The organism is Kitasatospora hibisci, assembly GCF_043950205.1.
Classification (GTDB): domain Bacteria; phylum Actinomycetota; class Actinomycetes; order Streptomycetales; family Streptomycetaceae; genus Kitasatospora; species Kitasatospora hibisci.
Window position 1 is genome coordinate 5,670,602 of sequence record NZ_CP171642.1, and the last position, 26,026, is coordinate 5,696,627.

Sequence of the window (26,026 nt, forward strand, 5' to 3'; positions counted from 1 at the left end):
CGCGCAGGAGTCTCGGCCACGGAGTGTGGCGTGCCGCACACTGGAGGGCGTCCCAGCTCCGTACAGCGCGGGTCCGCCAGAGTCGCGCCCGCCCCGAGGGGATGCCCGTGGACCAAGGCTCTGCCACGACCGCCCGCCCGACCACCGACCAGCTCGCCCCCCACGACGACCACGGCCGGGCCGGGGCTCCGCCCCCGGACGGGGCCCGGGCGCCGTCCCAGGGCCCCCGGGAGGGCCACCCCGAGGCACGCGACGGCGACGAGGAGTCCGGCGGGCTCAGACCCGGGCCCGACCCGGAGGCCGAAGCCGACGCCTACGACGCCGGTCCCGGCCCCGCGGCCGCCGACGCGAGCGGCCCGGCCGCCGACCTGCTCCGCCAGTACCTGCGCGAGATCGGCCGGATCCGGCTGCTGACCGCCGTCGAGGAGGTGGAGCTGGCCCGCCGGATCGAGGCCGGCCTGTTCGCCGAGGAGCGGCTGCACCGCGAACCCGCGCCGTCCGACCCGCTGGCCGGCGAACTGGACACCCTGGTGGTGATCGGCCGGATCGCCAAGCGGCGGCTGATCGAGGCCAACCTGCGCCTGGTGGTCTCGGTGGCCAAGCGCTACGTCGGCCGTGGGCTGACCCTCCTCGACCTGATCCAGGAGGGCAACCTCGGGCTGATCCGGGCGGTGGAGAAGTTCGACTACGCACGGGGCTACAAGTTCTCCACCTACGCGACGTGGTGGATCCGGCAGGCGATGAGCCGGGCGTTGGCCGACCAGGCCCGGACGATCCGGGTGCCGGTGCACGTGGTCGAGCTGATCAACCGGGTGATCCGGGTCCAGCGCGCACTGCTCCAGGAACGCGGCCTGGAACCGACCGCGGCCGACATCGGCGCCGCCCTGGAACTGACCGAGGAGCGGGTGCGCGAGCTGCTGCGGCTCGCCCAGGAACCGATCTCGCTGCACACCCCGGTCGGTGAGGAGGACGACGTGGCGCTCGGCGACCTGATCGAGGACGCCGACGCCGCCTCACCCGCCGAGTCGGCCGCCTTCCTGCTGCTGCGTCAGCACCTGGAGGCCGTGCTGGCCACCCTCGGCGAGCGCGAGCGCCAGGTCGTCCAGCTCCGCTACGGTCTGGACGACGGGCGCCCGCGCACCCTGGAGGAGATCGGCGTGCTGTTCGGGGTGACCAGGGAGCGGATCCGCCAGATCGAGTCCAAGACTCTGGTGAAGCTCCGCGACCACGCCTTCGCCGAACAGCTCCGCGGCTACCTCGACTAGACCGGGGAGGCTAGGGTGCGGCCGACTCGGAAGGGTCGGCGGTCGCCGGGGGTGCCGGGGCCGAGGGACTTGCGGCGGCGGGGGGCGGAGAGGCCTGGGGCGGGGAGGCCGGACCGATCGGGATCGGGGTGGAGGCGACCAGCTGGGCGAGGTGCGAGACGCTCGCCGTGCAGGCGTCCCCGGCCGGCTGGTGTCCGCAGACCCGGAAGGTGGTGGCCGGATCGCCGGCGTTCACCATCATCGAGTAGTTGTCGTAGCCCCAGTGGATCAGGGCTGTCTCCTCCTCGCCGGTGCTGCTGGTGACGGTCGCGCTGTCGCCCGGCTCGCCCTCGGTGATGGCGGCCCAGGCGGCCTGGCACTTCTGGCTGTAGCGGAGGTAGATGACCACCTTGCCGATGTTGCCGGTCTGCACCGTGCGGGCGTCGGCGCCGCAGCCGGTGGTCTTGGGGTCCTTGTGCGCGCAGCCCATCGCCTGGCAGCTCGGCCCGGGCGGGGCCGGGGAGACGGGCTTGGCGGGCGGGGCCGTACCGGCCGTCGCGGTCGGAGCGGGCTGCGCGTCGGCGGTCTGCTCCTCCGCGCCGTCGCGGCTGTACCGGAATCCGGCCGCGCCCAGGAGCACCGTCAGCACCAGGCCGCCGGCCACGAGCGCGACCGGCCGCCGCCACCACGGCGCGGCCGCCCGGGTGGACGGCCCCGGCTCGGCCGCGGGCTCCTCGGCGGACGGCTGCCCGGTGGACGTCTGCTCGCCCGACGGTTCCTCGACCGGGTCCGCCTCGGCGCCGGGCTGCTCGGCCTCGGCGGCTGCGGCGAGGGGCCCGGCGGCGCCCGCGGACGGCTCGGCGGACCCCTCCGCACCCGAGGCGGCCGTCACGGCCTCGGGCGCCTCCGCCCCGCCCGCCGCGTCCGGCTCGGCGCAGGCCTCGGCCGCGACGACGGCCGCCGGGGCCGAGGCCTGCGCCCAGAGCGCCCGAAGCGCGGGCCCGTCGCACTCGACGGTGCCGATCAGTGCCTCCAGCGCCTGCTCGGTGATGACCCGTTTGCCGTTCAGCCAGCGCTCCCAGGAGGCCCGGCTGTAGTGGGTCCGGGCGGCCAGCTCGGACAGCGAGAGTCCGGTCGCGTCCTTGACGGCGCGCAGCCGCTCCGTCAGGCGCGCAGCGGGCTCGGACAGTTCGTCCGGCAGTTCTTTCCAGGCGGATGCCATGCGGTCTTCCCAACACGAGAGACGGGGGGACGCGGGGAGCGAACTGGGGTCGGGAGGTGCACCGGCCCGGCCCAGGGGCGGCTTCGCGTCTCCAACCTCACCGACCAGCCGTCTCAAACCCCAGGTCACCGCTCTGAGACGGACGGAAGTGTCTCACAACCCCGGTCGCGGCTCGAACATTCACTGGTCAGTCGTGCAGAGTTCTCGCGTCGGCCCACTGCGGAGCCCGGATTCTTCGTCCGGAGACCGTCGTGGACCTGGCTCCCTGCCGTCCCGAATCCCCCACCGGCCGGGGCAGCCTCGCGGGGGGAGGCTGCCCCGGATCGCAGGGACGCGCGGCGGGGAGGGCGTTTCGTGCCGCCCTCCCCGCCGCGACTTCCTTTCCGCCTCCGCGGCGGCGGGCCGTCAGGGCCGGAGCGTCGTCTGGCCCGGCAGACCGGTCTCTTCCGCCGGGACGGTTCGGCCCCGAGCTCCCGCGGCCGCCGTGACGGCCCGAAGACGCCGGTCGCGACGCCGATCCCTTAGAACGCGCCACACCCGTCGATCGCGGCGATCACGTCGCCCGGGGCCGTCCCACGCACCCAGGCCCGGCTCAGCCGGCCGTCTCCGGGTGGATCTGCTCTCGGGCGGCCCGGAACTGCTGGCGCACCGCGGAACCGACCGGCAGGTCCTGCTCGGCGTCCGGCGTGACGGTCTCGGCCCCCGGCAGCTCCCAGCGCGGCGGCTCCGGGGTGCCGGCCAGCGCCCAGGCGGCCTGCCGGGCCGCGCCGCGCGCCGCGTGGGCGCCGGGCGGCGGCACCACGACCGGAACGCCGAAGACCAGCGGGGCGATCTGCCGGACGGCCGGGAGCCGACCGGCAGCGCCGAGCAGGAAGACCCGGTTCACCGGCACGCCCCGGGCGCGCAGGACGTCCAGCGCGTCCGCGAGGTTGCAGAGCATGCCCTCGACGGCGGCCCGGGCGACGTGCTGCGGGGCCATCGACTCGGCCCGCATCCCGGTCAGGGTGCCGGCCGCGTGCGGCAGTGCGGGCGTCCGCTCGCCGTCCAGGTAGGGCAGCAGCACCAGCCCGTACGCGCCGGGGCTGGACTGCAGGGCGAGGTCGCTCAGGCCCTCCAGGTCCTGCCCGAGCAGCGCGGCGGTGGAGCGGAGCACCTGGGCGGCGTTCAGGGTGGCGACCATCGGCAGGTGGCGGCCGGTGGCGTCGGCGAACGAGGAGACCAGGCCGGTGGCGTCCACCACGGCGTCCTCGTGCACGGCGAAGATCGTCCCGGAGCTGCCGAGCGAGACCGCCGCGTCACCGGGCCCGAGGCCGAGGCCGAGCGCGGCGGCCATGTTGTCACCGGTGCCGGCGGAGATCAGCAGGCCCTCGGGGGTCTGCCCGGCCGGTTCGGCGGGGCCGAGCACGTCGGGGAGCCTCAGGCCGTGGCCGAGCGCCAGCTCGATCAGGTCCTGGCGGTACTCGCCGGTGATCGGCGACCAGTAGCCGGTGCCGGAGGCGTCGCCGCGGTCGGTGGTGCGCCGCTTGGGGTGGCCGAGCAGTTGCCAGACCAGCCAGTCGTGCGGCAGCAGCACCTCGGCGATCCGGCGGGCGTTGGCCGGCTCGAACTCGGCCAGCCAGCGCAGCTTGGCGATGGTGTACGTGGGGCCGGGGACGGCGCCGATCGCGGCCGTCCAGGCCGCCGGGCCGCCGAGGGCGTCCACCAGTGCGGCGGCGGCGCCGCTGGAGCGCGGGTCGTTCCAGAGGATCGCGGGCCGCACCAGCACGCCTCCGGCGTCCAGGCCGATCATGCCGTGCTGCTGCGCGCTGACGCCGATCGCCCGGACGCCCTCCAGCAGGCCGCCCGCCGCGGCGTCGCCGAGCGAGTGCAGCCAGAGTTGCGGGTCGGCCTCGCCGGCCCGGGTCTCCGCCTGCTCCGGCGCGGGGTGCGGGGCCTTGCCGGACCTCAGCACCGCGCCGGTCCCGGTGTCGCACGCGACGATCCGGGTGCGACCGGTCGAGCTGTCTATCCCCGCGACGATGGCCATGCCGAGATCATGCCTCAGCGGGCGCGCCGACGCTGGCGACCCGGGCAAGTGTTGCCCGTTCGGTTCCGTCCCGCAGGCGCGGTGTACGGCCGGCCGTCACCTGCGCGTCACGGACGGAAGGTACCCCAGCCGTCGTCCTCCGTCCGGGGGCGGTTGAAGTACGGCACCCGGTCCGTCACCCGGTTCGGCAGCCGGTCCCCGACCTTGTCCGCCACGGCGCCGGCGGCCTTCCCGGCGACCGCCCCGGCCTGGTGCTTGGCCTTGTCGGCGGCGCCCTGCACCTTGGGGTTCTGGGCGACCTGCCGGGTGACCTTGGCGATCTGCTCGTACCGCTGGCGCCCGGCCCGCGAGCCCAGGACGTAGCCCGCCGCGAGTCCGACGATCAACGACAGCTTCCACATGATCGGATTCCACCCTCTCCTGGCGGCCTCTGCCGCATTGCCCTACCCGTCCGTCGGGGCGGCGAACCGTCCGTGCCCCCAGCATCCCCGGGGGGTGAGCCGGGCGCGCGGGGGGCGCGCCGGACGGGCCCCGGGGCGGCCGGGGAAAGCGATTGGCGGACCACCCCCCCGAGTGCGCTAATGTATGTCCCGCAGCGAGCGCCGAGGAGCCCGGGAGACCGGGGGCCGAAGCGGAAGCTCGATCCCCCATAGCTCAATTGGCAGAGCAGCCGACTGTTAATCGGCAGGTTATTGGTTCGAGTCCAATTGGGGGAGCTCAGGTGGGCGGCCGTCAGGCCGGTTCTCCTGTCCGTGGTGAGGCGGTTGCCCACCGCGATCCCGCATAGCTCAATTGGCAGAGCAGCCGGCTGTTAACCGGCAGGTTTTTGGTTCGAGTCCAAATGCGGGAGCTGCGCCGGGTGCTCCCGGTGACTGCTCAGAGCGAAGGCCCCTCGGACGACCGGGGGGCCTTCGTGTTGTGCCGGGCCGCCGCTCCCGCACGGCCGGGTGTCGCGTCCGTCACGTCCTCGTCTCCGGGGCTGCCCCGCACGACGGGCCCCGGGCGGACGCGCGGCGGTCCGGCTCAGGCGGTGGCCCTGCGGTAGAGCTCGGCGACCCGGTCGTCGAAGGCGACGCTGTAGGAGGTGCCGTCGGTCTCGCCGCCCTCCTGGTAGCCGCCGATCACGCCGACGACCGCACCGGCCGGGGTGACCCAGGGGCTGCCGCTCGTGCCGTTGGTGTAGCCGCCGCAGTCGAAGCGCTCCTGGGTGGGGCTCTGCGAGCTGGTCCGGGCCGAACAGGTGATCGGCTCGTCGCTCTCGTTGGGGTAGCCGGTCACCGAGACGGCGAGACCGACGCCCTGCCCGGTGGCGAGCGGGTTGCCGCCGACCGCGTCCTCGACCTCCCGGCCGCCGATCGCCCGGACCGTGACGAACGCCACGTCGTACTCGGGGTCGTCCTCGGCCGCCCAGCGCGGGTCGACGGTGATCGACTGCACCGGCCAACTCCCGTAGGGGGAGTAACCGTTGCGGTAGCCGGGGGTGAACACCAGGCCGTCCAGCAGGCCGACCCGGCGGCTCTGCACGCAGTGCGCGGCGGTCACCAGCAGATTCCGCCGCGGGCTGTGCACCACGCTGGCCGTGCAGGCCCGCGGGCCCTGGGCGTCGCGGATCGAGAGGGTGCCCACCCGGTCGCCGGCCGGGCTCGGCGGTGCCACCGCGGCGCTCGGCGGCTGATCCTCCCCACCGCCGCAGGCGCCGGCGGCCAGCAGCAGGGCCGCCAGCACGGCCGCGGGGGCCATGCGTGCGGGCCGTACCGGGCGGGAGGCCATCCGGGCTCCGTCTCGTCCTCTGGGGCGGGGTCTGCGGGTCGTGCGTTCCGCCGTTCGTGAGGAAGATCTACCAGGCCCGGCCCGGGGACGCCACCGCCGGGTCCCCGGCCACCGGGTTCACCCGGTGGCACGGTCGTACAGGGCCTGGGCGCGGGCGCCGAAGTAGCTGCTGTAGGAGGTGTCCGGGGTGTTGCCGCCCTCCTGGTGGCCGCCGATCACGCCCACCACGGTCCCGGTCCGGGTGTCCGGGTCGAAGTCGGTCACCCAGGGGCTGCCGCTGGTGCCGCCGGTCCAGTCCGGGCAGTCGATCCGCAGCTGGGTGGGGCTCTGCTCGGAGGTGGTGTTGCTGCAGGTGATCGGCACCTCGCTGGTTCCGGGGTAGCCGGTGACCTTGACCGGCAGCCGGTAGCCGCAGTCGACGCCCAGCCGGTTGGCGCCGAGCACCTGCTGCACCTGCTGCCCGTTCCGGGACTGCACGACCGCGAAGGCGACGTCCACGTCCGGGTCGCCGCCGTCCTTCCAGGCCTGGTCGACGGTGACCGACAGCAGCGGCCAGACACCGCTCGGGGTCTCGCCGTCCCGGTAGCCGGGGACGAAGACCAGGTCTGAGCGCTGGCCGAGCTTCGGGTCCCAGACGCAGTGCGCGGCGGTGACGATCAGGTCGAGCCCGGCGCTGTCGACCACGCTGGCGGTGCAGAAGTGGTCGCCGTCCGCGTTGCGGGTGAACACCGCGCCGACCAGTCCGTTGAGCACGGTGGGCTTGGCGGTCCGGGTGACGCCGGGGTGCCGGCCGAGCGCTTCGCGCAGCCGTTCGCGGCTCCAGCCGTGGCTCTCCGCGGCGGCGGAGGCGGCCGAGGCGGGCCGCGAGCTCACCGTCGGGGTGGCGCCGCCGGGGCCCGCCGCCGTGGTGCAGCCCGCGGCCGTCAGGACCGCAAGGGCGGCGCCGAGCACCGCCGGCTCACGTGCCGTCATCCGCCCAGGCTGGCCGGAGGCCGGGCCTGGCCGCCACCGGGGCTGCGCCGCGCGGGGAGGCGTGCGTCCGCGCGTACCCATGTGCGCCCCCGGCGCGCACCACGGGTGATCGACCGGCTATGCTGCCCGGGACGGCCTCGCGGGGCCGTCTGCTGCTGCCGGACCGGGTCACCGGTGCGGGCGGCGAACCGGGGCGGTAGCTCAGCCGGTTAGAGCAGGGGACTCATAATCCCTTGGTCGTGGGTTCGAGTCCCACCCGCCCCACCCTTCGCCCGGACGTCCGGGTTTGACCAGGTGTGGTCATCTGCACGAACTCTAGTGACCGCGGGCCCCGGCGGACGTGCCGACAGGCCGGATGTCACTCGAACAGGTCCGCGCTGAGGGCGCGTTGACGCCGGCACGGCCCGGTGCCACGGTGCCCGGCCCGCCGCCGGGGCGCTCGCGCGGGCGCGACCGCCCGGCCGCTCCGTATCCTGGCCCGATGCTCGAACCCGCACTGCTGCCGACCCCCCTGCTGGACTGCACCGACGAGGTGCTGGAGCGGGCCGGGGTGGAGCTGCGGCTCAAGCGGGACGACCTGCTGCACCCGACCGTGCCGGGCAACAAGTGGCGCAAGCTCGGGCCCAACCTGGCGGCCGCGCGGGAGCAGGGGCACACCCGGCTGCTGACCTTCGGCGGGGCCTACTCCACCCACCTGCGCGCCGTCGCGGTGGCCGCCGGGGCGCTCGGCCTGGAGAGCGTCGGGCTGGTCCGGGGCGAGGAGCTGGCCGGTGCACCGCGCAACTGGTCGCTCCGGGCTGCCGAGGCGGCAGGGATGGAGCTGGTCTTCCTCTCCCGGTCGGCGTACCGGGAGACGGCTGCCCGCTGCGCCGCCGACGCCGCGGTGACGGCGCAGCTGCAGCGGCGCTGGGGGCCCTGCCTGGTCCTGCCGGAGGGCGGCTCCAACGCGTTGGCGGCGATCGGCGCGGCGGCGATCCCGGGTGAACTCCCCGACCTCGGCGAGCGGGACGTGGTCTGCTGCCCGGTGGGCACCGGCGGGACGCTGGCCGGCATCGCGGCCGGGCTGCCACCGGGTGCACGGGCACTCGGCATCGCGGTGCTGCGCGGCGGCGAGGGCTACCTGGAGGGCGAGGTGGCCGGGCTGCACCGGGCCGCCTACGGGCGCGAGTTCGGCAACTGGCGGATCGACCACGGGCACCACGGTGGCGGCTACGGCCGGGTGCCGGTCGAGCTCGCCGCCTTCGCCGAGGGGTTCGAGCGGCGCCACGGTGTCGCGCTGGAGCGCCGGTACGTCGCCAAGCTGCTCGCCGGCCTGTACGCCGGGGCACGGGCCGGGGCCTTCCCGGCGGGCACCCGGCTGACCGCGGTGGTCACCGGCCTGCCGGACCCGGACCCGGACAACGGCCCGGGCCCGGTCGTCTGAGCGGACCGGGTGCCGGGTGCCGGGCGCCGCTACCGGGGACGGGCCGGGCCGGCCCGCCCGGGTGTCAGCCGAAGGTCAGGTCGGCGCAGGGGTCGGTGTCCGCCCCGCGGGCGTTCTCGGCGATGCCGGTGGGCACCCCGCTCGGCGTCGCCGAGGGGCCGCCGGACGGGGCGTCGGACGGCCCTTCGGTGGGGCCGGCGGCGGCCGCGCCGAGGGAGTCGAGCCCGGTGGACGGTGCCGGCCGGTAGTCGCGGCCGAGCGTCACGGTGATCCCGTCCGAGCCGGGCTCCTCGACCAGCCGTGCCCCCGGGAAGAGCGGGGCCAGCTGGTCGGCGGCCGCCTTCTGCGCCGGGTCGTAGGCGATTTCGGTGGTCAGCCGGCTGCCGTTGACGGCGCCCAGCTCGACGTCGGTGAAGCCCTTGCCGCGCACCGCCTTCGCCGCGCTGCCGGCCAGCCCGGGGGTGCCGACGCCGTTGACCACGGTGACCGGTACGGCCGCCTCCTCCGGGCCGAGCGCCGTCGGCGAGGCGGTGGGGGCGTCCGACGGGGAGGCGGCCGACGCGGCGCCGGACTGGCCGGTGCTCCGGCCGTCCAGGGTGCGGTCCTCGCGCAGCAGCTTCCAGAGGGTGTCCACGTCCGGGTGGACCAGGGCGACCCGGTCCCCGGCGAAGCGCCAGGGGGTGGTGACGAAGGTGATGTCGGAGAGCTTGATGCCCTGCAGCGACTGGGCGAAGTCCACCAGCTTCATCGCGGTGCCGAGGCCCTCGTCCACGGTGAGCGAGCGGGTGGCCGCGTCGGCCAGCGGGAGCAGGGTCGGCAGCGAGAAGCCGAGGCCCTGGATCTTACTGATCATCGAGGAGAGGAAGGCCTGCTGGCGCTTCATCCGTCCGATGTCGGAGTTGTCGCCGAACCCGTAGCGGGCCCGCAGGTAGTCCACGGCCGGCTGGCCGGAGAGCCGCTGCATGCCCTTCTTGAGCTGGATGTTGTGCGAGTTCACGTCGTTGGGGACGCAGACGTCCACGCCGTTGATCGCCTCGGTCATCGCGGCGACGCCCTTGAAGTCCACCACGATGGTGTGGTCGATCCGCAGGCCGGTCAGCGTCTCGACGGTGTTCTGCGTGCAGGCCGGGTTCCCCTTGGGGAACTCGCCTATGGTGAAGGCGGAGTTGAACATCTGGCTGGCCTTGGGCTTCGTCCAGCTGCCGTCCGGCAGGCGGCAGGACGGGACGGTCACCAGGGCGTCGCGGGGTATGGAGACCCCGACGGCGTGCTTGTGGTCGGCGTAGACGTGCAGCAGGATCGCGGTGTCGGAGTGGCCGACGCCGAGGTCGCCGCCGCCGAGGTCGGCGTTGCCGTCGTCCCGGGTGTCCGAGCCGAGCACCAGGACGTTGACAGGGACGGAGGCGCCCGGGGTGACCGGGACGGGGGCCGGCGGCCGCTCGGTGGCGACGCCGCCCGCGTCGAAGGTGGTGATGTTGCTGTCCAGCCGGTGGTAGAACCAGGCTCCGGCTCCCGCGACGGACAGCACCAGAACGGCGGCGAGGCCCACAGCGATCCGTATGATGCGCCGACGTCGTGAGCTGCTGCTCATCCTGCCCCGGCCCCCCGTCCTCTGGTGTCGTTCTCCACACGCACCGGGCCTAGGGCAGGCCGGTGCCAAGTCTCGAACCTTAGACGTTTCGCGGGAGTGTTCGGTTACAGCCCCGGCCCGGTCAATTGCGCCGGAGCGGTCCGGAGGGCTGTGATGCTGCTCACGCGGGGGTCGCGGACACTCACGCTCCGGGGCCGGAGGCGCCCGCGAGCATCCTGCGGAGCAGGTCGCGCAGCATCGTCCGCTCCTCCGGTCCGAGCGCGGCCAGCGGCTCCCGGGCGAAGTTCAGCGACTCGCGCAGTTCCTCGGAGGCGGCCGCGCCGGTCTGGGTCGCGGCGACCAGCTTGACCCGGCGGTCCTGCCGGTCGGCCTCCCGGGTGACGAAGCCGCGCGACTCCAGCCGGTCGACGATGCCGGTGATGTTGGACGGCTCGCAGCTGAGCGTCTGGGCGATGTGGCGCATCGGCATCGGCCCGCGCCGCAGCAGGGCGAGGACCTTGGCCTGGGCGCCGGTGAGCGAGCGGGCGGCGGCGGCCTCCTCGTACTCGCGGTGGAAGAGCCCGACCAGGTTGGCCATCAGGTCGACGACCTCGCGGGTGATCTCGTCGGGCTGGGAGGCGACGGTCGGGGCGGGCTGGGTGTCCATGCCTCCGAGTCTACCTGAACAGTTGACAACATGAACCTTTCATGCCCATGGTTACTTCAGTAAGTCAACCTTTCATGCACAAGGAGCATCACCGATGGCCGAGCAGGAAGCGCCCGTCACCGCCCGCGAATGGCACCTCGCCGCCCGCCCGCAGGGCTGGCCGGTGCCGACCGACTTCGCGCTGGTCGAGGCCCCGGTCCGGACCCCGGGGCCGGGCGAGATCCTGGTCCGCAACACCCACCTCTCGGTCGACCCGTACATGCGCGGCCGGATGTCGGCCCGCAAGTCCTACGCAGAACCGTACGAACTGGACAAGCCGATGCTGGGCGGCGCGGTCGGCCGGGTCGTCGCCTCGCAGGCGGAGGGCTTCGCCGAGGGTGACTATGTCCTGCACTTCTTCGGCTGGCGTGAGTACGCCACGTTCGACGCCAAGACGTCCGTCAAGGTGGATCCGAACGCCGCGCCGCTCTCCACCTACCTGGGCGTGCTGGGCATGCCGGGTCTGACCGCCTATGCGGGTCTGACGCGGATCGCGGAGATCAAGGCCGGCGACGTCGTGTTCGTGTCCGGAGCTGCCGGCGCCGTGGGTGGCATCGTCGGTCAGATCGCCAAGCTGAAGGGCGCGGCCCGAGTGATCGGCTCCGCCGGCTCGGACGAGAAGGTCAAGCTCCTCGTGGAGGAGTACGGATTCGATGCTGCGTTCAACTACAAGAACGGTCCGGTTGCCGAGCAGCTTCAGGCGGCGGCTCCCGATGGCATCGACGTGTACTTCGACAACGTGGGCGGCGAGCACCTCGAAGCGGCGATCGAGGTGATGAACCTGCACGGGCGCATCGTGGTCTGCGGCATGATCTCGCAGTACAACGCCACCGAGCCCACCGCGGCCCCGCGCAACCTGGCACAGATCATCGCCAAGCGCTTCCGCATGGAGGGACTGCTCGTCGGCGACCACTACGACCTCCAGCCGAAGTTCGTCGAGGAGGTCTCGGCGTGGGTGCGCTCGGGTGAACTGAAGTACCGCGAGACGGTGACCCAGGGCATCGACAGTGCGGTGGACGCTTTCCTCGGCCTGCTCAGCGGTGACAACGTCGGCAAGATGCTGATCAAGCTCCCGGAGTAGGGCCGGTCTCGCCGTCCGGGAGGCGATCCGGCGGGGAGGGTCGGCTACTGTCGCCTCGGAGGTGCACATGTCCTGGCCGTCCGTGGTCATCCTTGCCCCCGGGGCAGAGCGTCCGTCGCTCGAACGGCGGATCCGTTCGTTCGAGCTCGTGCCGGACGCGGCGTTGGGCGGTGAAAGGCTGCACTGGCAGGGGTACTCCTACCGCATCGACCTGTCGGGCGGGATCCTGTCCGACTTCGAGCCGGAGGAGTTGGAGTGGATCGCCGCCCGAATCGGCGAACCGTACGGCGTCGACGTGTCGTGCCAGTCCATGGACGCGGCGCGCGCTGTTGAAGCAGGTCCTTCCGGGCTTCGAAGGGCTCGTCGACACCAACCACGATGACGTCCTCCCGGCCGGCGAGTTCCTGGCGCTGCTGGCCCGCCACCCGCAATGGGACTGGCGGCGCGTACCGAGCGCGGATCTCCAGTAGCGGGGCGCTCACGTAGGACCGGGCCCGCCGACCTCTCCACGAGGTCGGCGGGCCTGCCGGCTTCGGTCAAAAGCCCGGTATCCGAGGCCGGATGAACGACGCGAAGTCCTACGTCCCGCCGTTCCAGCTGGACCGGCCGACGGACGGCGGCGCCGTCGGTTACGTGGTGGCCTCGGCGGCCGAGGGCTTCGCGCCGGGCGACGCCGTCCTGCACGGGCTCGGCTGGCGCGAGTACGCCACCGTGGCGGCCGGGCGCGCGGTGAAGGTCGGCCCGTCCGTGCCGCTCTCCGCCTACCTCGGCGTGCTCGGCATGACCGGCCTGACCGCCTACGCGGGCCTGCTGGAGGTCGGCCGCCTCAAGGAGGGCGACAGGGTCTTCGTCTCCGGTGCGGCCGGGGCCGTCGGGTCGATGGTCGGCCAGATCGCCAAGCTCAAGGGCGCTGCGCTGGTGGTCGGATCGGCCGGCTCGGCGGAGAGGGTCTCCAGGCTGGTCGGCGAGTACGGCTTCGACGCCGCGTTCGACTACAAGGACGGACCGGTCGCCGAGCAACTGGCCGAGGCGGCCCGGGAGGGCGTCGACCTCTACTTCGACAGCGTCGGCGGCGAGCACCTGGAGGCCGCGATCGGTGCGCTCGGCGTGCACGGCCGGGCGGTGCTCTGTGGCGCGATCGCCCAGTACAACGAGACCTCCGCCCCGGCGGCCCCGCGCAACCTCGCGATGGTCATCGGCAAGCGGCTGCGGCTGGAGGGCGTGCTGGTGAGCGACCACTCCGCCCTGCAGCCGAAGTCCGTCGCCGAGGTGGGCGGCTGGCTGCGCGAGGACCGGCTGCGCAACGAGGAGACCGTGGTGGACGGCTTCGAGAACACCGCCGGGGCCTTCCTCGACCTGCTGCGCGGTGCCAACACCGGCAAGATGGCGGTCCGTCTCGCCGGCTGACGGAGGGTCGGATCCGTCGCGAACCGCCCGCGGCCCCCTCGGGCCGGCGGGGCGGTTTGCGTACCGGGCGCAGGGGATTCGGCCGCACTACCGCATTCCGGCCGGATCCGAAAGTGCGTCAGTCGCGGTGCGGCGCGGCGCGGTACGGTGGTCCCGCCCGGTGATGGGGCCGTTCGGGGGAGAGATCCGACCGAGGGGTGGACCTCGTTGGGGATTCGACTAGCATTGAGCGAAAGCCTGTCCGTTTTGCTCAATTTAGTGGCTTAATGTCGGCTAACGTGGGTAACTGTGGATCAACTACAGGCACGAACGCGAGGCAGCTGGGGAAGGCGACCCTCGTCCACAGCCTGGAGGTCCCGGTGACGACACGTGGAGTCCTGTACATCCACTCCGCGCCCCGCGCCCTGTGCCCGCACGTCGAGTGGGCCGTTGCGGGGGTGCTCGGTGTGCGGGTGAGCCTGGACTGGATCCGCCAGCCGGCTGCGCCCGGACACTGGCGTGCCGAGCTCTCCTGGCAGGGTGAGCCCGGTACGGCCTCGAAGCTCGCCTCCGCGCTGCGCGGCTGGCAGCTGATGCGGTACGAGGTCACCAGCGAGCCCTGCGCCACGGCCGAGGGCGAGAGGTACAGCAGCACCCCCACGCTCGGCATCTTCCATGCCGTCACGGGGATCCACGGCGACATCCTGATCCCCGAGGACCGGCTGCGGGCCGTTCTGCTGCGCGCCCGCAGCGAGGGCGCGGACCTGGAGGCGGAGATCTCCCGGCTGCTCGGCAAGCCCTGGGACGACGAGTTGGAGCCCTTCCGCTACGCGGGCGAGGGTGCCCCGGTGCGCTGGCTGCACCAGGTGGTCTGAGCCGGGCACTCCGAAATACCCGAAGGGGCCGGCGCTCGTCACGAGCGCCGGCCCCTTCGCGTGCGGGGTCAGACGGTGCGGAAGGCCAGCACCACGTTGTGGCCGCCGAAACCGAACGAGTTGTTCAGCGCGGCGATCCGGCCCTCGGGCAGCGCCCGGGCCTCGTCCCGGACGATGTCCGCGTCCACGTCCTCGTCGAGCTCGTCGACGTTGATGGTCGGCGGGGCGACCCGGTGGTGCAGCGCCAGCACGGTGGCGACGGTCTCGATGCCGCCGGCGCCGCCCAGCAGGTGGCCGGTCATCGACTTGGTGGCTGAGACGGCGATGTGGTCCAGGTGCTCGCCGAGCTCCTTGCGCAGCGCCTTCAGCTCGGCCGTGTCACCCTGCGGGGTCGAGGTGGCGTGCGCGTTGACGTGCACGATCTCGGCCTTGTCCAGCGGGTTGCGGTCGAACAGGTCGGCCAGCGCGCGGGCCACGCCGGCGCCGGTCGGCTCCGGCTGGGCGATGTGGTGGGCGTCCGAGGAGAGGCCCTGCCCCACCGCCTCGCAGTAGATCCGGGCGCCGCGGGCCTCGGCGTGCTCGATCGACTCCAGCACGACCACGCCGGCGCCCTCGCCGAGCACGAAGCCGTCGCGGCCCTTGTCGTACGGGCGCGAGGCGCGCTCGGGCTCGTCGTTGTTCTTGGACATCGCCATCATGTTGGCGAACGCGGCGATCGGCAGCGGGTGGATCGCGGCCTCGGTGCCGCCGGCCACCACGACGTCGGCGCGGCCGCTGCGGATCATCTCGATCGCGTAGCCGATCGCCTCGGCGCCGGAGGCGCAGGCGGAGACGGGGGTGTGCACGCCGGCGCGGGCACCGACCTCCAGACCGACGTTGGCCGCCGGGGAGTTGGGCATCAGCATCGGCACGGTGTGCGGGGAGACCTTGCGGGCGCCCTTCTCGCGCAGCACGTCGTACTGGTCGAGCAGGGTGGTGACGCCGCCGATGCCGGAGGCGATCACGGCGCCCAGGCGCTCGGGCACGAGCTTGGAGGACTCGTCGGTGGCCGGGGTCTCGTAGCCGGCGTCGGCCCACGCCTCGCGGGCGGCGATCAGCGCGAACTGCGCCGAGCGGTCCAGCTTGCGGGCGACCGGACGGGGGAGGACGTCGGCCGGGTCGACGGCGGTGCGCGCGGCGATCCGGACGGGCAGGTCGGCGGCCCACTCCTCGGTCAGGGCAGCCACCCCGGAGCGCCCGGCGACCAGGTTCTCCCAGGTGGTGGCGGCGTCGCCGCCCAGCGGCGTGAAGGCGCCGATACCCGTGACGACCACGGTACGGTTTTCAACGGTCACTGGATCTTCTTCTCTCACGTTCGTGCGGGGCAACGGCGGCGGGCCGGGGGGTGGGCCCGGCCGGGCGCCCGGTGGGGCGTCCGGCCGGCGGGTCGGCCGACTCGGGGAGCCGGCCGACGACGGGCGTCGAACGGATCGGACGCTCAGGCGTTGGCGATGATGTAGTCCACCGCGTCGCCGACGGTCTTCAGGTTCTTGACCTCGTCGTCCGGGATCTTCACGTCGAAGCGCTCCTCGGCGGCCACGACGACCTCGACCATGGACAGCGAGTCGACGTCCAGGTCGTCGGTGAAGGACTTGTCGAACTCGACGTCCTCGGTCGGGATGCCGGCGATCTCGTTGACGATCTCAGCGAGACCTTCCAGGACCTCGTCCTTGGTAGCCATACTGGCTGCTCCTCTTCGGTGTTGAATGCGCTCGCCCGGCGGACGGACGCAGGTTTGTGATGAGTGGGGCGGAAGTGCCTAGGGGAGCGTAACGACTGCCGCCGCGTAGACCAGACCCGCCCCGAACCCGATAATCAGGGCGAGGTCGCCGCTGCGGGCCTCGCCGCTCTCCAGCATGCGCTCCATCGCCAGCGGGATGGAGGCGGCGGAGGTGTTGCCGGTCTCGGTGATGTCGCGGGCGACCGGCACCGTCTCGGGCAGCTTCAGCGCCTTGATCATGGCATCGGTGATGCGCATGTTGGCCTGGTGCGGGATGAACGCGCCCAGCTGGTCGGCGGTGACCCCGGCGGCGTCCAGCGCCTGCTGGGCCACCTTGGCCATCTCCCAGACCGCCCAGCGGAAGACCGTCTGACCCTCCATCCGCAGGGTCGGCCACTTGACCTCCTCGCCGGCGCCGTTGACGGCGTCCTCCTTGGCGAAGGCGGTGTCCCAGGCCTGGGTCTGCGAGATGACCTCCTTCTGGGAGCCGTCGGAGCCCCAGATGACCTTGCCGATGCCGGGCGTGTCGGACGGGCCGACGATCGCGGCGCCGGCGCCGTCGCCGAAGATGAACGCGGTCGAGCGGTCCGACTGGTCGGTCAAGTCGCTGAGTCGCTCCACGCCGATGACCAGCACGTACTCGGCGCTGCCGCCGCGGATCATGCCGTCGGCCAGGCTCAGGCCGTAGCCGAAGCCGGCGCAGGCGGCCGAGATGTCGAAGGCGGGGGCGGTGCCGCAGCCGAGCCGCTCGGCGATCTCGGTGGCGATCGCGGGGGTCTGCTTGAGGTGCGAGACGGTCGCGACGATCACGCCGCCGATCTGCGAGGCGTCGATCCCGGCCTGGGCGATGGCCTTGCCGGCAGCCTGCACCGACATCTCGGCGACGGTCTCCTCGGGGCCGGCCCAGCGGCGCTCGGCGATCCCGCTGCGGGTGCGGATCCACTCGTCCGAGGAGTCGATCCAGTTCAGCACCTCGGCGTTGGGAATCACCCGAACCGGGCGGTATCCGCCGACACCGTGGATGCGCGCGTACTGCGCGCCGGTGACCGGCTTGATCTGGGGGGCGCTCATGCCTTGGTCTCCTGACCGCCGTGCTCCGCGACGATCTCGCGGGCCTTGTCCAGGTCGGCGGGGGTCTTGAGGGCAAGCGTCGCCACACCCTTGAGGTTGCGCTTGACCAGTCCGGTGAGGGTGCCCGCGGGGGCGAGCTCGATGACGGCGGTCGTGCCCAGCCGCTCCAGGGTCTCCATGCAGAGGTCCCAGCGGACCGGGTTGGAGACCTGTGACACCAGGCGGTCCAGCACCTCGGGGCCGGAGGCGACGACGCCGCCGTCCTTGTTGGAGACGTAGGCGACCTTCGGGTCCGCGACCGCGAGGGTCGGGGCCAGCTTGGCCAGGCGCTCGACGCCGGGCGCCATGTGCTCGGTGTGGAACGCGCCCGCGACCTTGAGCGCGATCAGGCGGGCGCCGGCCGGCGGGTCGGCCCGCAGGGCGTCCAGCTGGGGCAGTGTGCCGGCGGCGACGATCTGGCCGCCGCCGTTGTTGTTCGCCGGGGTCAGCCCGTGCTCGGCCAGCTTGGCCGCGACGACCTCCGGCTCGCCGCCGAGGACGGCGATCATGCCGGTCTCGGTGGCGGCGGCGGCCTCGGCCATCGCCAGGCTGCGCTCGCGGACGAAGGTCAGCGCGTCGTGGGCGGAGAGCACCCCGGCGCCGGCGGCGGCGGTGATCTCGCCGACGCTGTGGCCTGCCACGGCGCCGACCAGCTCACGGGCGTGGTCCTCGTCCGGGAACAGCGCGCGGGCGGTCACCAGACCGGCCGCGACCAGCAGCGGCTGGGCGACGGCGGTGTCCTTGATCTCCTCGGCGGACGCCTCGGTGCCGGCGTGCACCAGGTCGAGCCCGGCGACCTCCGACCAGCCGCGCAGGCGGTCGGCGACGCCGTCGAGCTCCAGCCAGGGGCTGAGGAAACCGGGGGTCTGGGCACCCTGTCCAGGGGCGACGATTACGAGCACGGTTCAACCCTCTCTCGCCGGACGCCCGGGGGCGGGTAGGCGACGGTAACGAAGAAAAGCATTGGGGATTGTAAGTTCCCTACATCGGGCTCAGCTCTGCTCGCCGGCCGCCGTGAGTCGCCCCAGCGCCAGTGCGATACGCAGCGTGAACGCCGAACGCACGTCCGACGGAGCGTAGCCCGTGACGTCTGTCACACGTCGGAGCCGGTAGCGCACCGTGTTGGGGTGGACGAAGAGCATTCGGGCGGCACCCTCCAACGAGGATGCCTGTTCCAGGTAGACACTCAAGGTCTCCAGCAGCGCCGAGCCGGCCTCGTCCAGCGGTGTGTAGATCTCCTCCACCAGCTGACGGCGGGCCGCCTGGTCCCCGGCGAGCGCCCGCTCCGGGAGCAGGTCGTCGGCCAGCACTGGCCGCGGCGCGTCCGGCCAGGCGGCGCAGGCCCGCAGGCCGGCCGCGGCGGCGTGCGCCGAGCGGGTCGCCGACAGCAGGTCGGGCACGGTGGGGCCGACCACCACCGGGCCGGGCGCGAACTGGCCGATCAGCGCCCGGGCGGCGTGCACCGGCTCCTTGTCGCCGCCGACCACGACCACCAGCCGCTTGCCCAGCACCCCGGTCAGCACGTGCAGCTTGGCGTAGCGGGCGGCCCGGCGGATCGCCTCCACCACCAGCTCGCTGTCGCCGTCCGGGGCGCTGCCCATCACCACCCGGACCTGGCTCGGCTGGCCCCAGCCGAGCGCGGCGGCGCGCGAGAGCACGCCCTCGTCGGCGTCGCCGGAGAGCAGCGAGTTGACGACCAGCGCCTCCAGCCGCGCGTCCCACGCGCCGCGCGCCTCCGCGGCCTGGGCGTACACCTGGGCGGTGGCGAAGGCGATCTCGCGGGCGTAGACCAGCACGGACTCGCGCATGTCCGCCTCGTCGCCGGGGGCGGCCACCTCCTCGATGGCCTCCTCCATCACCTCGATCGTGGTGCGGATCAGCTCGACGGTCTGGCGCAGCGTGATGGCCCGGGTCAGCTCGCGCGGCGCGGTGCCGAACACGTCGGTGGAGATCGCCTGCGGGGCGTCGGGGTGGCGGTACCACTCGGTGAAGGCGGCGATACCGGCCTGGGCGACCAGGCCGATCCAGGAGCGGTGCTCCGGCGGCATCCGCCGGTACCAGCCGAGCTGGTCGTCCATCCGCGCGATCGCGTTGGTGGCCAGCTTGCCCGAGGACTTCTCCAGCCGCTTGAGCGTCGCGGCCCGGCGCTCGGCCCGCTCGGCGGCGAGTCTGCGCTCCTGTGCGGTCAGCCGCGGCGCCGCGCGGCCGGGCCGGTCGCGGCCGGCCCCGGGGGTCGGGCCCGGACCGCTCTGGTCGGGCTTGGCGGTGGGTTCGCTCTGGGAGTTCGCGGAAGCGGCTGGCACAAGGACAAGACTGCCTCACCGGAGTGACTGCTCGTGCACAACCCCCCGGCGCAGCGACGCGGTGGCGACCGTCACACCCGTACCCCGGAGGGCGCGCCGGGGTCGGGCCGGGAGCGCCCGGAACGCGTCCGGGGGCGCGCTACCGTGGGCCCGTGACCGATGCTCCCGCCCGCCCCCGCGCCGACCTGCGCCGCACCGCCGAGCGCTACCTCTCCACCCCGGCCGAGGGCGTCGAGACCAGACACGCGTTCTCGTTCTCGGGCCACTACGACCCGAGGAACACGCACTTCGGCGCGCTGCTCGCGTGCAACGAGGAGCAGCTCGCACCGGGTGCGGGGTTCGACGAGCACAGGCACCGGGACACCGAGATCCTCACCTGGGTGCTGGAGGGCGCGCTGGCGCACCGGGACTCCCGCGGCCACAGCGGCGTGGTCCGCCCCGGCATGCTCCAGCACCTGAGCGCGGGCACCGGCGTCACCCACACCGAGCGCAACGTCGGCGGTGCCGAGGGCCCGGTCCGCTTCGTCCAGATGTGGCTCCAACCGGACGCCTTCGACGCGCCCCCGGCGTACGGACTGCGCCGGGTGGAGCGCGCGCCCGGCGGGTTGACGCTGCTCGCCTCCGGGTTGGAGCGGGACGCCGGCACGGACGCGCTGCGGCTGCGCCGCAGCGACGCCGCGCTCTGGCTGGCGACCGCCGGCCCCTGGCAGCCGCTGCCCGAACTCCCCGCCGCTCCCTGGCGCTACGCGCACCTGACGGCCGGTTCGCTCGGCTACCGGACGGTGCCCGGGCCGCAGGGCGGCGGGCGCTCGATGGTGCCGGGCGACAGCGTCCGGATCACCGGTGGCGCCTTCGCCGACCCGACGGCCGGCGGGACCGGCGCCGAGCTCCTGCTCTGGGAGATGCACTCGCCGGTCTCGTACGGCTGACGCGCGGGCGGACCGGCCGGCCGGTGCGGCGAGACGCCCGCCCCGGGCCTCATCCGCGCAGTTCGGCCAGGACCGCGTCGCTGAGCTGCGGCCAGACCTCGGCGGCCCACGGCCCGAAGTCCCGGTCGGTGAGCGCGACGCAGGCCGCGCCGGCCTCCGGGTCGACCCAGAGGAAGGTCCCGGACTGGCCGAAGTGGCCGAAGGTGGCGGGGGAGTTGGCGGTGCCGGTCCAGTGCGGGGCCTTGCCGTCGCGGATCTCGAAACCGAGCCCCCAGTCGTTCGGCCGGCGGTGGCCGAAGCCGGGCAGCACGCCGCTGGTGCCCGGGAAGGCGACCTCGCGGGTGGCGGCGCGCACGGTGGACGGGTCGAGCAGCTTGGGCGACTGCAGCTCGGCGGCGAACAGCGCGAGGTCCGTGACCGTGGAGAGGCCGCCGGCCCCGGCGGGGGACTTGTGCGCGGTGTTGATGAGCGTGTCGCGCATGCCGAGCGGCTCGAACAGCGCCTCGGCCGCGTACCGGCCGAACTCGATGCCGGAGGCCTGCTGGAGGGCCTGCGCCAGCACGTCGAAGCCGGCGTTGGAGTAGAGCCGGCGGTTGCCAGGCTCGGCCATCACCCGGTGCTCGTCGAAGGCGAGGCCCGAGGTGTGCGCGAGCAGGTGGCGGACGGTCGACCCCTCGGGGCCGGCCGGGTCGTCCAGCTCGAAGACACCCTCCTCGACCGCGATCAGCACGGCGTACGAGGTGAGCAGCTTGGTCACCGACGCCAACGGGAACAGGTGGTCCTGCGGACCGTGCCCGCCCAGCACCGCGCCGTCCGCACCCCGCACCACGGCCGCCGCCGCACGGGGGGCGGGCCAGGTCTCGATCATCCGCAAGCTCTCCATGGGCCCGACTCTAACCGGCCGCCACCGGCCGGGTGCCGGGAGCACCGGGCTGGCAGGCTTGCTTTGAGTGCACTCCAACTCGCTAGCGTCTTGAACCGGCCCACCGGGACGTGGGCCGCTCACCACTGGGGGTTTCGACCATGGCCACGCTCGCGTCGATCGACATCGACCTGAGGACCTGCTCCGAGGTGTTCAACGCGCCCGTCGGCGTGCCCGACCGGACGCCCCGGCACAGCATCAGCGAGGTGTCGGCGGCCAGCGGGCTGACCGCGCACACGCTGCGCTGGTACGAGCGGATCGGCCTGCTCGACCCGGTCGACCGCGCCGCCTCCGGTCAGCGCCGCTACTGCGACGCCGACCTGCACCGGCTGGCCTTCCTCGGCCGGCTGCGGCTGACCAGCATGCCGGTGGCCGACATGCTCCGCTACGTGGAGCTGGCCCGCGAGGGCGAGCGGACCGCCGAGGACCGGCGCGAGCTGCTGGTCGCGCACCGCGAGGTGGTCCGGCAGCAGATCGCCGATCTGCACGCCACCCTCGCCGTCCTCGACCTCAAGATCGATATCTACGCCGGGAGGCACGCCGACTGCGGCGTGCCGGCTGATGCCGTACGGACCCCGCGGACCCCGCGGACCCCGCGGACCCCGCGGACTTCGCGGACGACACAGACCCCGCAGACGTCACAGACTTCGCACAGGAAGCAGCAGAGCGCATGACGAACCCCATTCTCCCCACCGTCCGGCTCGGCGACGACGGCCCGGCCGTCGGCGTCCAGGGCCTCGGCTGCATGGGCATGAGCGAGTTCTACGGCCCGACCGACACCGCCGAGGCCCTCGCCACCCTGGACGCGGCCCTGGAGGCCGGCGTCACCCTCTTCGACACCGCCGACGCGTACGGCTCCGGCCACAACGAGGAGCTGATCGGCCCCTTCGTCCGAGCGAACCGGGACCGGGTCGTGGTGGCGACCAAGTTCGCCCTCGAACGACGCTTGGACGACCCGGCGTACCGGGGCATCCGCAACGACCCGGCCTACATCCGCTCCGCCGTGGACGCCTCGCTGCGCCGGCTCGGCGTGGACGTGATCGACGTCTACTACATGCACCGGCGCGACCCGGCCGTACCGCTCGCCGAGTCGGTCGGCGCGATGGCCGAGCTGGTGGCGGCCGGCAAGGTGCGCCACCTCGGTCTCTCCGAGGTGACCGGGAGCGAGCTGCGCGAGGCGTACGCGGTGCACCCGATCGCCGCCCTGCAGTCCGAGTGGTCGGTCTTCGCCCGGGACGTCGAGAGCTCGGTGGTGCCGGCGGCGGCCGAGCTGGGGGTCGCCTTCGTGCCGTACTCGCCGCTCGGGCGCGGCTTCCTGACCGGCTCGTTCGCCGCCGCGGAGGAGCTGGCCGCGGACGACTTCCGCCGGAGCCAGCCCCGGTTCCGCGGGGAGAACGCCGCGGCCAACCTCGCGCTGGTCGAGCCGATCCGGGAGATCGCCGCGGCGCGCGGGGCGAGCGCCGCGCAGGTGGCCCTGGCCTGGGTGCACCAGCGGGCGGAGGTGCACGGCCTGACCGTCGTGCCGATCCCGGGCACCCGCAAGCGCAGCCGGCTCGCCGAGAACACCGCGGCCGCGACGCTGCGGCTCACCGCCGAGGAGCTGGCGGTGCTGGAGCCGATCGCCGGCCGGGTGACCGGCGACCGCTACACGGACATGACCTTCACCTCGGCCGGCCGGGACTAGCGGCCGCGGGCCCCGGGATGCGGAGCGGGCGGCGGGAGCGGGCCCGGCCCCGCTCCCGCCGGGGCGTCAGACCTCGCGGCCCAGGTAGGCGGCCAGCCGGGTGGTGGCGTCGGCGTCGGCCGGTGCGGGCCGCACCGCGCCGAACGGGACCGGTCCGCCGCGGTTCTCGGCCGGCAGCACGAACTCGGCGACGGCCAGCGCGGCCCGGCCCAGCTCCTCGTCCAGGGTGAGGCCGCTGCCGAGGGCGCGTGCGATGTCCCAGGAGTGGGTGACCGCCTCCATCACGTAGCCGCCGACGGCGGCCCGCCCGGGGACCTCGCCCCAGGGCGCGAAGGACGGGCGGTCCAGCTTGGCGTCGTCCGACCAGGCGGCCGTGACCCGGGCCCGGGCCCGCTCGAACGCCGCCGGCCAGGCGTCGTCGGCCAGGTCGCCGGTGGCCGCCACGACGTCCTCCGCCCGGCCGCCCTCGCCGATGTAGGCGAGCCGGTGCACGCCGCCGACCACGTGGCTCAGCAGCTGCCGCAGGTCGTACTCCTCGCACGGGGTCGGCCGGTCCAGCGTGGCCGGGGTGACCTCGGTGATCAGCTTCTCCAGCTGGCCGAGCGCGAGCAGGTACAGCGGGCGGGGGTCCTGGGTGGTGTCCATGCGGGATCAACTCCGTCGTCGGAAGGGGGTTTTCGCTTCGGAGGCAATCTCCCGGCAAAACCTGACAACGAGCGTCATGATTTCTGTCATCCTCGTGGGCATGAAGGCCGACCGCCTGCTCTCGATCCTGCTGCTGCTCCAGACCCGTGGGCGGGTGCCCGCCACCGAACTGGCCGAGCGCCTGGAGGTGTCGGTCCGCACCATCTACCGCGACGTCGAGGCGCTCTCGGCGGCCGGCGTCCCGGTCTACACCGAGCGCGGGCGGCACGGCGGCATCGCTCTGCTGCCCGGCTACCGCACCGACGTCAGCGGCCTGACCGCCGACGAGGCGCGGGCCCTGTTCGTGCTCTCCACGCAGGGCGCGCACAGCGACCTCGGGCTGGACGGCGCGCTCGGCTCGGCGCTGCGCAAGGTGATGGCCGCGCTGCCCGCCCCGCACCGGCCCGCGGCCGAGCGGATCAGCGAGCGCATCCTGGTCGACCCGGTCCGTTGGCTCCAGCCCGGCGGGAGTGCCTCCGGACCGGACCTCGGCGAGCTGCAGCACGCCGTCTTCACCGACCGCCGGCTGCGGCTGCGGTACCGGCACAGCGGAGCTCCCGTTCCCGCGGAGTACACCGTCGACCCGTACGGCCTGGTCAGCAAGGCCGGGGTCTGGTACCTGGTGGCCGACCTGAACGGCGGGCCGCGACTGTTCCGGGCGGAGCGGGTGCTCGCCGCCGAGACCGGGGAGGAGCCCGTGCGGCGGCGTCCGGGGGTGGGGCTCGGCGCGGTCTGGGCGGTGCTGCGCGACCAGGTCGAGCGGCTGCCGAAGGAGGTCCAGGTCAGGGTGCGGGTCCGGCGCGGGCGTCTGGACATGTTCGTCCGGATCCACTCCACCCGGCTCACCGCCCCGCCGCCCGAGTCGGGCGCCGGGGCCGCCGACGACTGGGTGGAGCTGACGATGGGATTCCAGGCGCTGCCGGCCGTCCGCGCGCTGCTAGCCTTCGGCGCGGACGCCGAGGTGCTCTCGCCGCCCGCGGCCCGCCGGGAGCTGGCCCGCGCCGCGGCGGAGGCCGCCCGGCTCTACCGGGACTGACCGCCGGGCCGGGACCCGCCCTACGGAGTGTCCGCGGGCGGGCGGACCACGTTCTCGTAGCGGCCGAGCGCGACGGCCGCGAAGTTGTGCAGGCTGTCGGTGCCCTCGGCGAAGTAGCCGTTGTGGCCGGAGGAGCGGGCCGAGGAGATCTGCTCGGCCCCGAAGTCGGCCGAGGTCGGGTCGGCGCCGTGGCCGAGCCCGCCGACCTCCAGGTACGGCACGTTGCCGATCCAGTCGCTGCCGTTGCGGGTGGCCCAGACGTGCACCCCGGTGCCCAGCTCGGCCTTGCTCTGCACCCCCATGCCGGGGCTGCCGAACACCATCAGGTCGGTGATCCCCGACGTGTCGGACGGCGAGGCGGCCGCCCGCGGGATCTCGGGGGCGGCGCTGCCGCAGACCACCGAGCCGTAGGAGTGGCAGAGCAGGGACGGCGGCGCGTCCGGCCGGGTGGTCTCCCTGAGCCCGGCGAGCAGCCGCTCCAGCCGGGGCGCGCCGACGTCGGCGAGCCGGGAGGTGACGGCGTCCGGCCCGAGGCCGGAGGGGGTGACGTAGCCGGTCCAGGCGATCACCGCGGTCCGGGTGCGGGGCGCCTGGCGGTGCTCCTCGGCGTACAGCGCGCGGGCCATGCCGGCGGGGGAGCGCAGCGGCTCGACCGCCTGGTCGAAGTGGCCGAGGTCGGCGTCCGAGCCGGGTACCAGCACGGCGATCCGGTCGGCGTCGCCGAGGTCGCCCCAGACCTCGGTGACCAGGCCGCGCCCACGCGGGTCGAAGGCCAGGATCTGGCGCTCGGGCGCCAGCAGGTGCTCGACGTCGTTGGCGCGGGAGACGGCCAGCGCGCGCTGCTCGGAGTCCAGCTTCCGGTCTGTGGCACGGGCCCCGGCGCGGTCGCGTTCGGCGGCCAGCGCGATCCGGTTGGCGCGGTAGCGCAGGTCGACCGGGGCGCCGTCGAAGTTGCCGACCACCAGCGGGTAGTCCTGGATCAGCCGGTCCAGCTCGGTGGGCGCGAGTGAGGCGAAGAACTCGGCCGCAGCGGCCGGGGTGGTGGTGGCCGGGTCCGGCAGCGACCGCCCGAAGGAGTGGTCCTCGACCCAGGCGGCGCTTCCGGCCGGGGGCGTGGAGATCGCCAGCTGCTCGGTGGAGGCGGCGGCCTGGGCCGCGGCGGCCCCGGCATCGGCGAGCACGGCGCAGCCCGCGAACGCGCCGATCAGAACACGCTTCCACCGGCGACGGCGCATCGCGTCAACTCCCTTGGGGCCCGTGACCGTTCCACGGGCGGGGCCCGGAGGGTGGTACGACTGCCAACTTCCTTGCGCAAGCCTAGAGG

23 protein-coding genes, 3 tRNA genes and 2 pseudogenes are annotated in these 26,026 nt (G+C 73.9%); 13 read left to right on the forward strand and 15 right to left on the reverse strand.

What is annotated here, in order from left to right; all coding sequences use genetic code 11:
* Positions 1-107: 107 nt before the first annotated feature.
* Positions 108-1,265, forward strand: a complete 1,158-nt coding sequence (locus ACF9IK_RS24795) for an RNA polymerase sigma factor (protein ID WP_395296300.1) — start codon at positions 108-110, stop codon at positions 1,263-1,265.
* A 10-nt stretch (positions 1,266-1,275) separates the two neighbouring features.
* Here the strand turns inward: ACF9IK_RS24795 and ACF9IK_RS24800 are convergent, their stop codons facing one another.
* The 3 genes from ACF9IK_RS24800 to ACF9IK_RS24810 form a co-directional block, all read right to left on the reverse strand.
* Positions 1,276-2,466 carry a helix-turn-helix domain-containing protein gene (locus ACF9IK_RS24800; protein ID WP_395296301.1) on the reverse strand — a complete coding sequence of 397 codons (1,191 nt, stop codon included), beginning with the start codon at positions 2,464-2,466 and terminating at the stop codon, positions 1,276-1,278.
* Between the two features lie 592 nt (positions 2,467-3,058).
* Positions 3,059-4,492, reverse strand: a complete 1,434-nt coding sequence (locus ACF9IK_RS24805) for an FGGY family carbohydrate kinase (RefSeq protein ID WP_395296302.1) — start codon at positions 4,490-4,492, stop codon at positions 3,059-3,061.
* 107 nt (positions 4,493-4,599) lie between these two features.
* Positions 4,600-4,896: a hypothetical protein gene (locus tag ACF9IK_RS24810; protein ID WP_395298675.1), complete on the reverse strand. Its 297-nt coding sequence runs from the start codon at positions 4,894-4,896 to the stop codon at positions 4,600-4,602.
* A gap of 239 nt (positions 4,897-5,135) precedes the next feature.
* Here ACF9IK_RS24810 and ACF9IK_RS24815 point away from each other — a divergent pair.
* Positions 5,136-5,208: transfer RNA gene (locus tag ACF9IK_RS24815), tRNA-Asn, on the forward strand.
* A 61-nt stretch (positions 5,209-5,269) separates the two neighbouring features.
* Positions 5,270-5,342: transfer RNA gene (locus tag ACF9IK_RS24820), tRNA-Asn, on the forward strand.
* Positions 5,343-5,515: 173 nt separating this feature from the next.
* On the opposite strand, the gene ACF9IK_RS24825 is transcribed toward ACF9IK_RS24820, so the two are convergent.
* The gene (locus ACF9IK_RS24825; RefSeq protein WP_395296303.1) at positions 5,516-6,262 is read right to left on the reverse strand and encodes a trypsin-like serine peptidase; all 747 of its coding nucleotides are present in this window, start codon (positions 6,260-6,262) and stop codon (positions 5,516-5,518) included.
* 117 nt (positions 6,263-6,379) lie between these two features.
* Positions 6,380-7,234: a trypsin-like serine peptidase gene (locus tag ACF9IK_RS24830; RefSeq protein ID WP_395296304.1), complete on the reverse strand. Its 855-nt coding sequence runs from the start codon at positions 7,232-7,234 to the stop codon at positions 6,380-6,382.
* 190 nt (positions 7,235-7,424) lie between these two features.
* Between ACF9IK_RS24830 and ACF9IK_RS24835 the strand changes: the two genes are divergently transcribed.
* Together ACF9IK_RS24835 and ACF9IK_RS24840 are read left to right on the forward strand one after the other, a co-directional pair.
* Positions 7,425-7,498 (forward strand) — tRNA-Ile (locus ACF9IK_RS24835).
* 217 nt (positions 7,499-7,715) lie between these two features.
* On the forward strand, positions 7,716-8,657 hold the full coding sequence (locus ACF9IK_RS24840) for a 1-aminocyclopropane-1-carboxylate deaminase/D-cysteine desulfhydrase (RefSeq protein ID WP_395296305.1): 942 nt from the start codon (positions 7,716-7,718) through the stop codon (positions 8,655-8,657).
* A gap of 64 nt (positions 8,658-8,721) precedes the next feature.
* Here the strand turns inward: ACF9IK_RS24840 and ACF9IK_RS24845 are convergent, their stop codons facing one another.
* The gene (locus ACF9IK_RS24845) at positions 8,722-10,206 is read right to left on the reverse strand and encodes an LCP family protein (RefSeq protein WP_395296306.1); all 1,485 of its coding nucleotides are present in this window, start codon (positions 10,204-10,206) and stop codon (positions 8,722-8,724) included.
* A 223-nt stretch (positions 10,207-10,429) separates the two neighbouring features.
* Positions 10,430-10,894, reverse strand: a complete 465-nt coding sequence (locus ACF9IK_RS24850; protein ID WP_395296307.1) for a MarR family winged helix-turn-helix transcriptional regulator — start codon at positions 10,892-10,894, stop codon at positions 10,430-10,432.
* Between the two features lie 94 nt (positions 10,895-10,988).
* On the opposite strand from ACF9IK_RS24850, the gene ACF9IK_RS24855 reads away from it, so the two are divergent.
* From ACF9IK_RS24855 to ACF9IK_RS24870, 4 genes and pseudogenes are all read left to right on the forward strand, one after another.
* Positions 10,989-12,014 carry an NADP-dependent oxidoreductase gene (locus tag ACF9IK_RS24855; protein WP_395296308.1) on the forward strand — a complete coding sequence of 342 codons (1,026 nt, stop codon included), beginning with the start codon at positions 10,989-10,991 and terminating at the stop codon, positions 12,012-12,014.
* A 329-nt stretch (positions 12,015-12,343) separates the two neighbouring features.
* Positions 12,344-12,484, forward strand: a complete 141-nt coding sequence (locus ACF9IK_RS24860) for a hypothetical protein (protein WP_395296309.1) — start codon at positions 12,344-12,346, stop codon at positions 12,482-12,484.
* Between the two features lie 73 nt (positions 12,485-12,557).
* Positions 12,558-13,421 (forward strand): annotated as a pseudogene (locus tag ACF9IK_RS24865) (NADP-dependent oxidoreductase); the annotation flags it as partial.
* Positions 13,422-13,780: 359 nt separating this feature from the next.
* Complete coding sequence (locus tag ACF9IK_RS24870) at positions 13,781-14,275, forward strand: DUF3145 domain-containing protein (protein WP_270147090.1); 495 nt, start codon at positions 13,781-13,783, stop codon at positions 14,273-14,275.
* A gap of 68 nt (positions 14,276-14,343) precedes the next feature.
* On the opposite strand, the gene fabF is transcribed toward ACF9IK_RS24870, so the two are convergent.
* The 5 genes from fabF to ACF9IK_RS24895 all read right to left on the reverse strand — a co-directional run bounded on the left by fabF (position 14,344) and on the right by ACF9IK_RS24895 (position 19,333).
* The gene (fabF, locus tag ACF9IK_RS24875; RefSeq protein ID WP_395296310.1) at positions 14,344-15,609 is read right to left on the reverse strand and encodes a beta-ketoacyl-ACP synthase II; all 1,266 of its coding nucleotides are present in this window, start codon (positions 15,607-15,609) and stop codon (positions 14,344-14,346) included.
* Between the two features lie 143 nt (positions 15,610-15,752).
* The gene (locus ACF9IK_RS24880) at positions 15,753-15,995 is read right to left on the reverse strand and encodes an acyl carrier protein (protein WP_238740950.1); all 243 of its coding nucleotides are present in this window, start codon (positions 15,993-15,995) and stop codon (positions 15,753-15,755) included.
* A gap of 78 nt (positions 15,996-16,073) precedes the next feature.
* Positions 16,074-17,105, reverse strand: coding sequence for a beta-ketoacyl-ACP synthase III (locus tag ACF9IK_RS24885; RefSeq protein ID WP_395296311.1), 1,032 nt, complete (start codon positions 17,103-17,105; stop codon positions 16,074-16,076).
* A complete protein-coding gene (locus ACF9IK_RS24890) occupies positions 17,102-18,046 on the reverse strand; it encodes an ACP S-malonyltransferase (RefSeq protein WP_395296312.1) in 945 nt (314 codons plus the stop codon). Before ACF9IK_RS24890 ends, ACF9IK_RS24885 begins: the two co-directional genes overlap by 4 nt.
* Before the next feature lie 90 nt (positions 18,047-18,136).
* Complete coding sequence (locus tag ACF9IK_RS24895) at positions 18,137-19,333, reverse strand: PucR family transcriptional regulator (protein WP_238741507.1); 1,197 nt, start codon at positions 19,331-19,333, stop codon at positions 18,137-18,139.
* A 266-nt stretch (positions 19,334-19,599) separates the two neighbouring features.
* On the opposite strand from ACF9IK_RS24895, the gene ACF9IK_RS24900 reads away from it, so the two are divergent.
* A complete protein-coding gene (locus tag ACF9IK_RS24900; protein ID WP_395296313.1) occupies positions 19,600-20,376 on the forward strand; it encodes a pirin family protein in 777 nt (258 codons plus the stop codon).
* 49 nt (positions 20,377-20,425) lie between these two features.
* Here the strand turns inward: ACF9IK_RS24900 and ACF9IK_RS24905 are convergent, their stop codons facing one another.
* Positions 20,426-21,259: a serine hydrolase domain-containing protein gene (locus tag ACF9IK_RS24905; RefSeq protein WP_395296314.1), complete on the reverse strand. Its 834-nt coding sequence runs from the start codon at positions 21,257-21,259 to the stop codon at positions 20,426-20,428.
* Positions 21,260-21,399: 140 nt separating this feature from the next.
* On the opposite strand from ACF9IK_RS24905, the pseudogene ACF9IK_RS24910 reads away from it, so the two are divergent.
* A pseudogene (locus ACF9IK_RS24910) lies at positions 21,400-21,840 on the forward strand (MerR family transcriptional regulator); the annotation flags it as partial.
* Between the two features lie 128 nt (positions 21,841-21,968).
* Positions 21,969-22,982 (forward strand): aldo/keto reductase, encoded by a 1,014-nt coding sequence (locus ACF9IK_RS24915; RefSeq protein WP_395296315.1) that lies wholly within the window; start codon positions 21,969-21,971, stop codon positions 22,980-22,982.
* A gap of 66 nt (positions 22,983-23,048) precedes the next feature.
* Here ACF9IK_RS24915 and ACF9IK_RS24920 read toward each other — a convergent pair whose 3' ends face one another.
* Entirely contained in the window at positions 23,049-23,627 is a 579-nt protein-coding gene (locus ACF9IK_RS24920; RefSeq protein ID WP_395296316.1) for a TIGR03086 family metal-binding protein, read from the reverse strand.
* 100 nt (positions 23,628-23,727) lie between these two features.
* Here ACF9IK_RS24920 and ACF9IK_RS24925 point away from each other — a divergent pair, with 100 nt between their 5' ends.
* A complete protein-coding gene (locus tag ACF9IK_RS24925) occupies positions 23,728-24,702 on the forward strand; it encodes a helix-turn-helix transcriptional regulator (protein ID WP_395296317.1) in 975 nt (324 codons plus the stop codon).
* 20 nt (positions 24,703-24,722) lie between these two features.
* Here ACF9IK_RS24925 and ACF9IK_RS24930 read toward each other — a convergent pair whose 3' ends face one another.
* Positions 24,723-25,937, reverse strand: a complete 1,215-nt coding sequence (locus tag ACF9IK_RS24930; RefSeq protein WP_395296318.1) for an alpha/beta hydrolase — start codon at positions 25,935-25,937, stop codon at positions 24,723-24,725.
* Between the last annotated feature and the right edge of the window lie 89 nt (positions 25,938-26,026).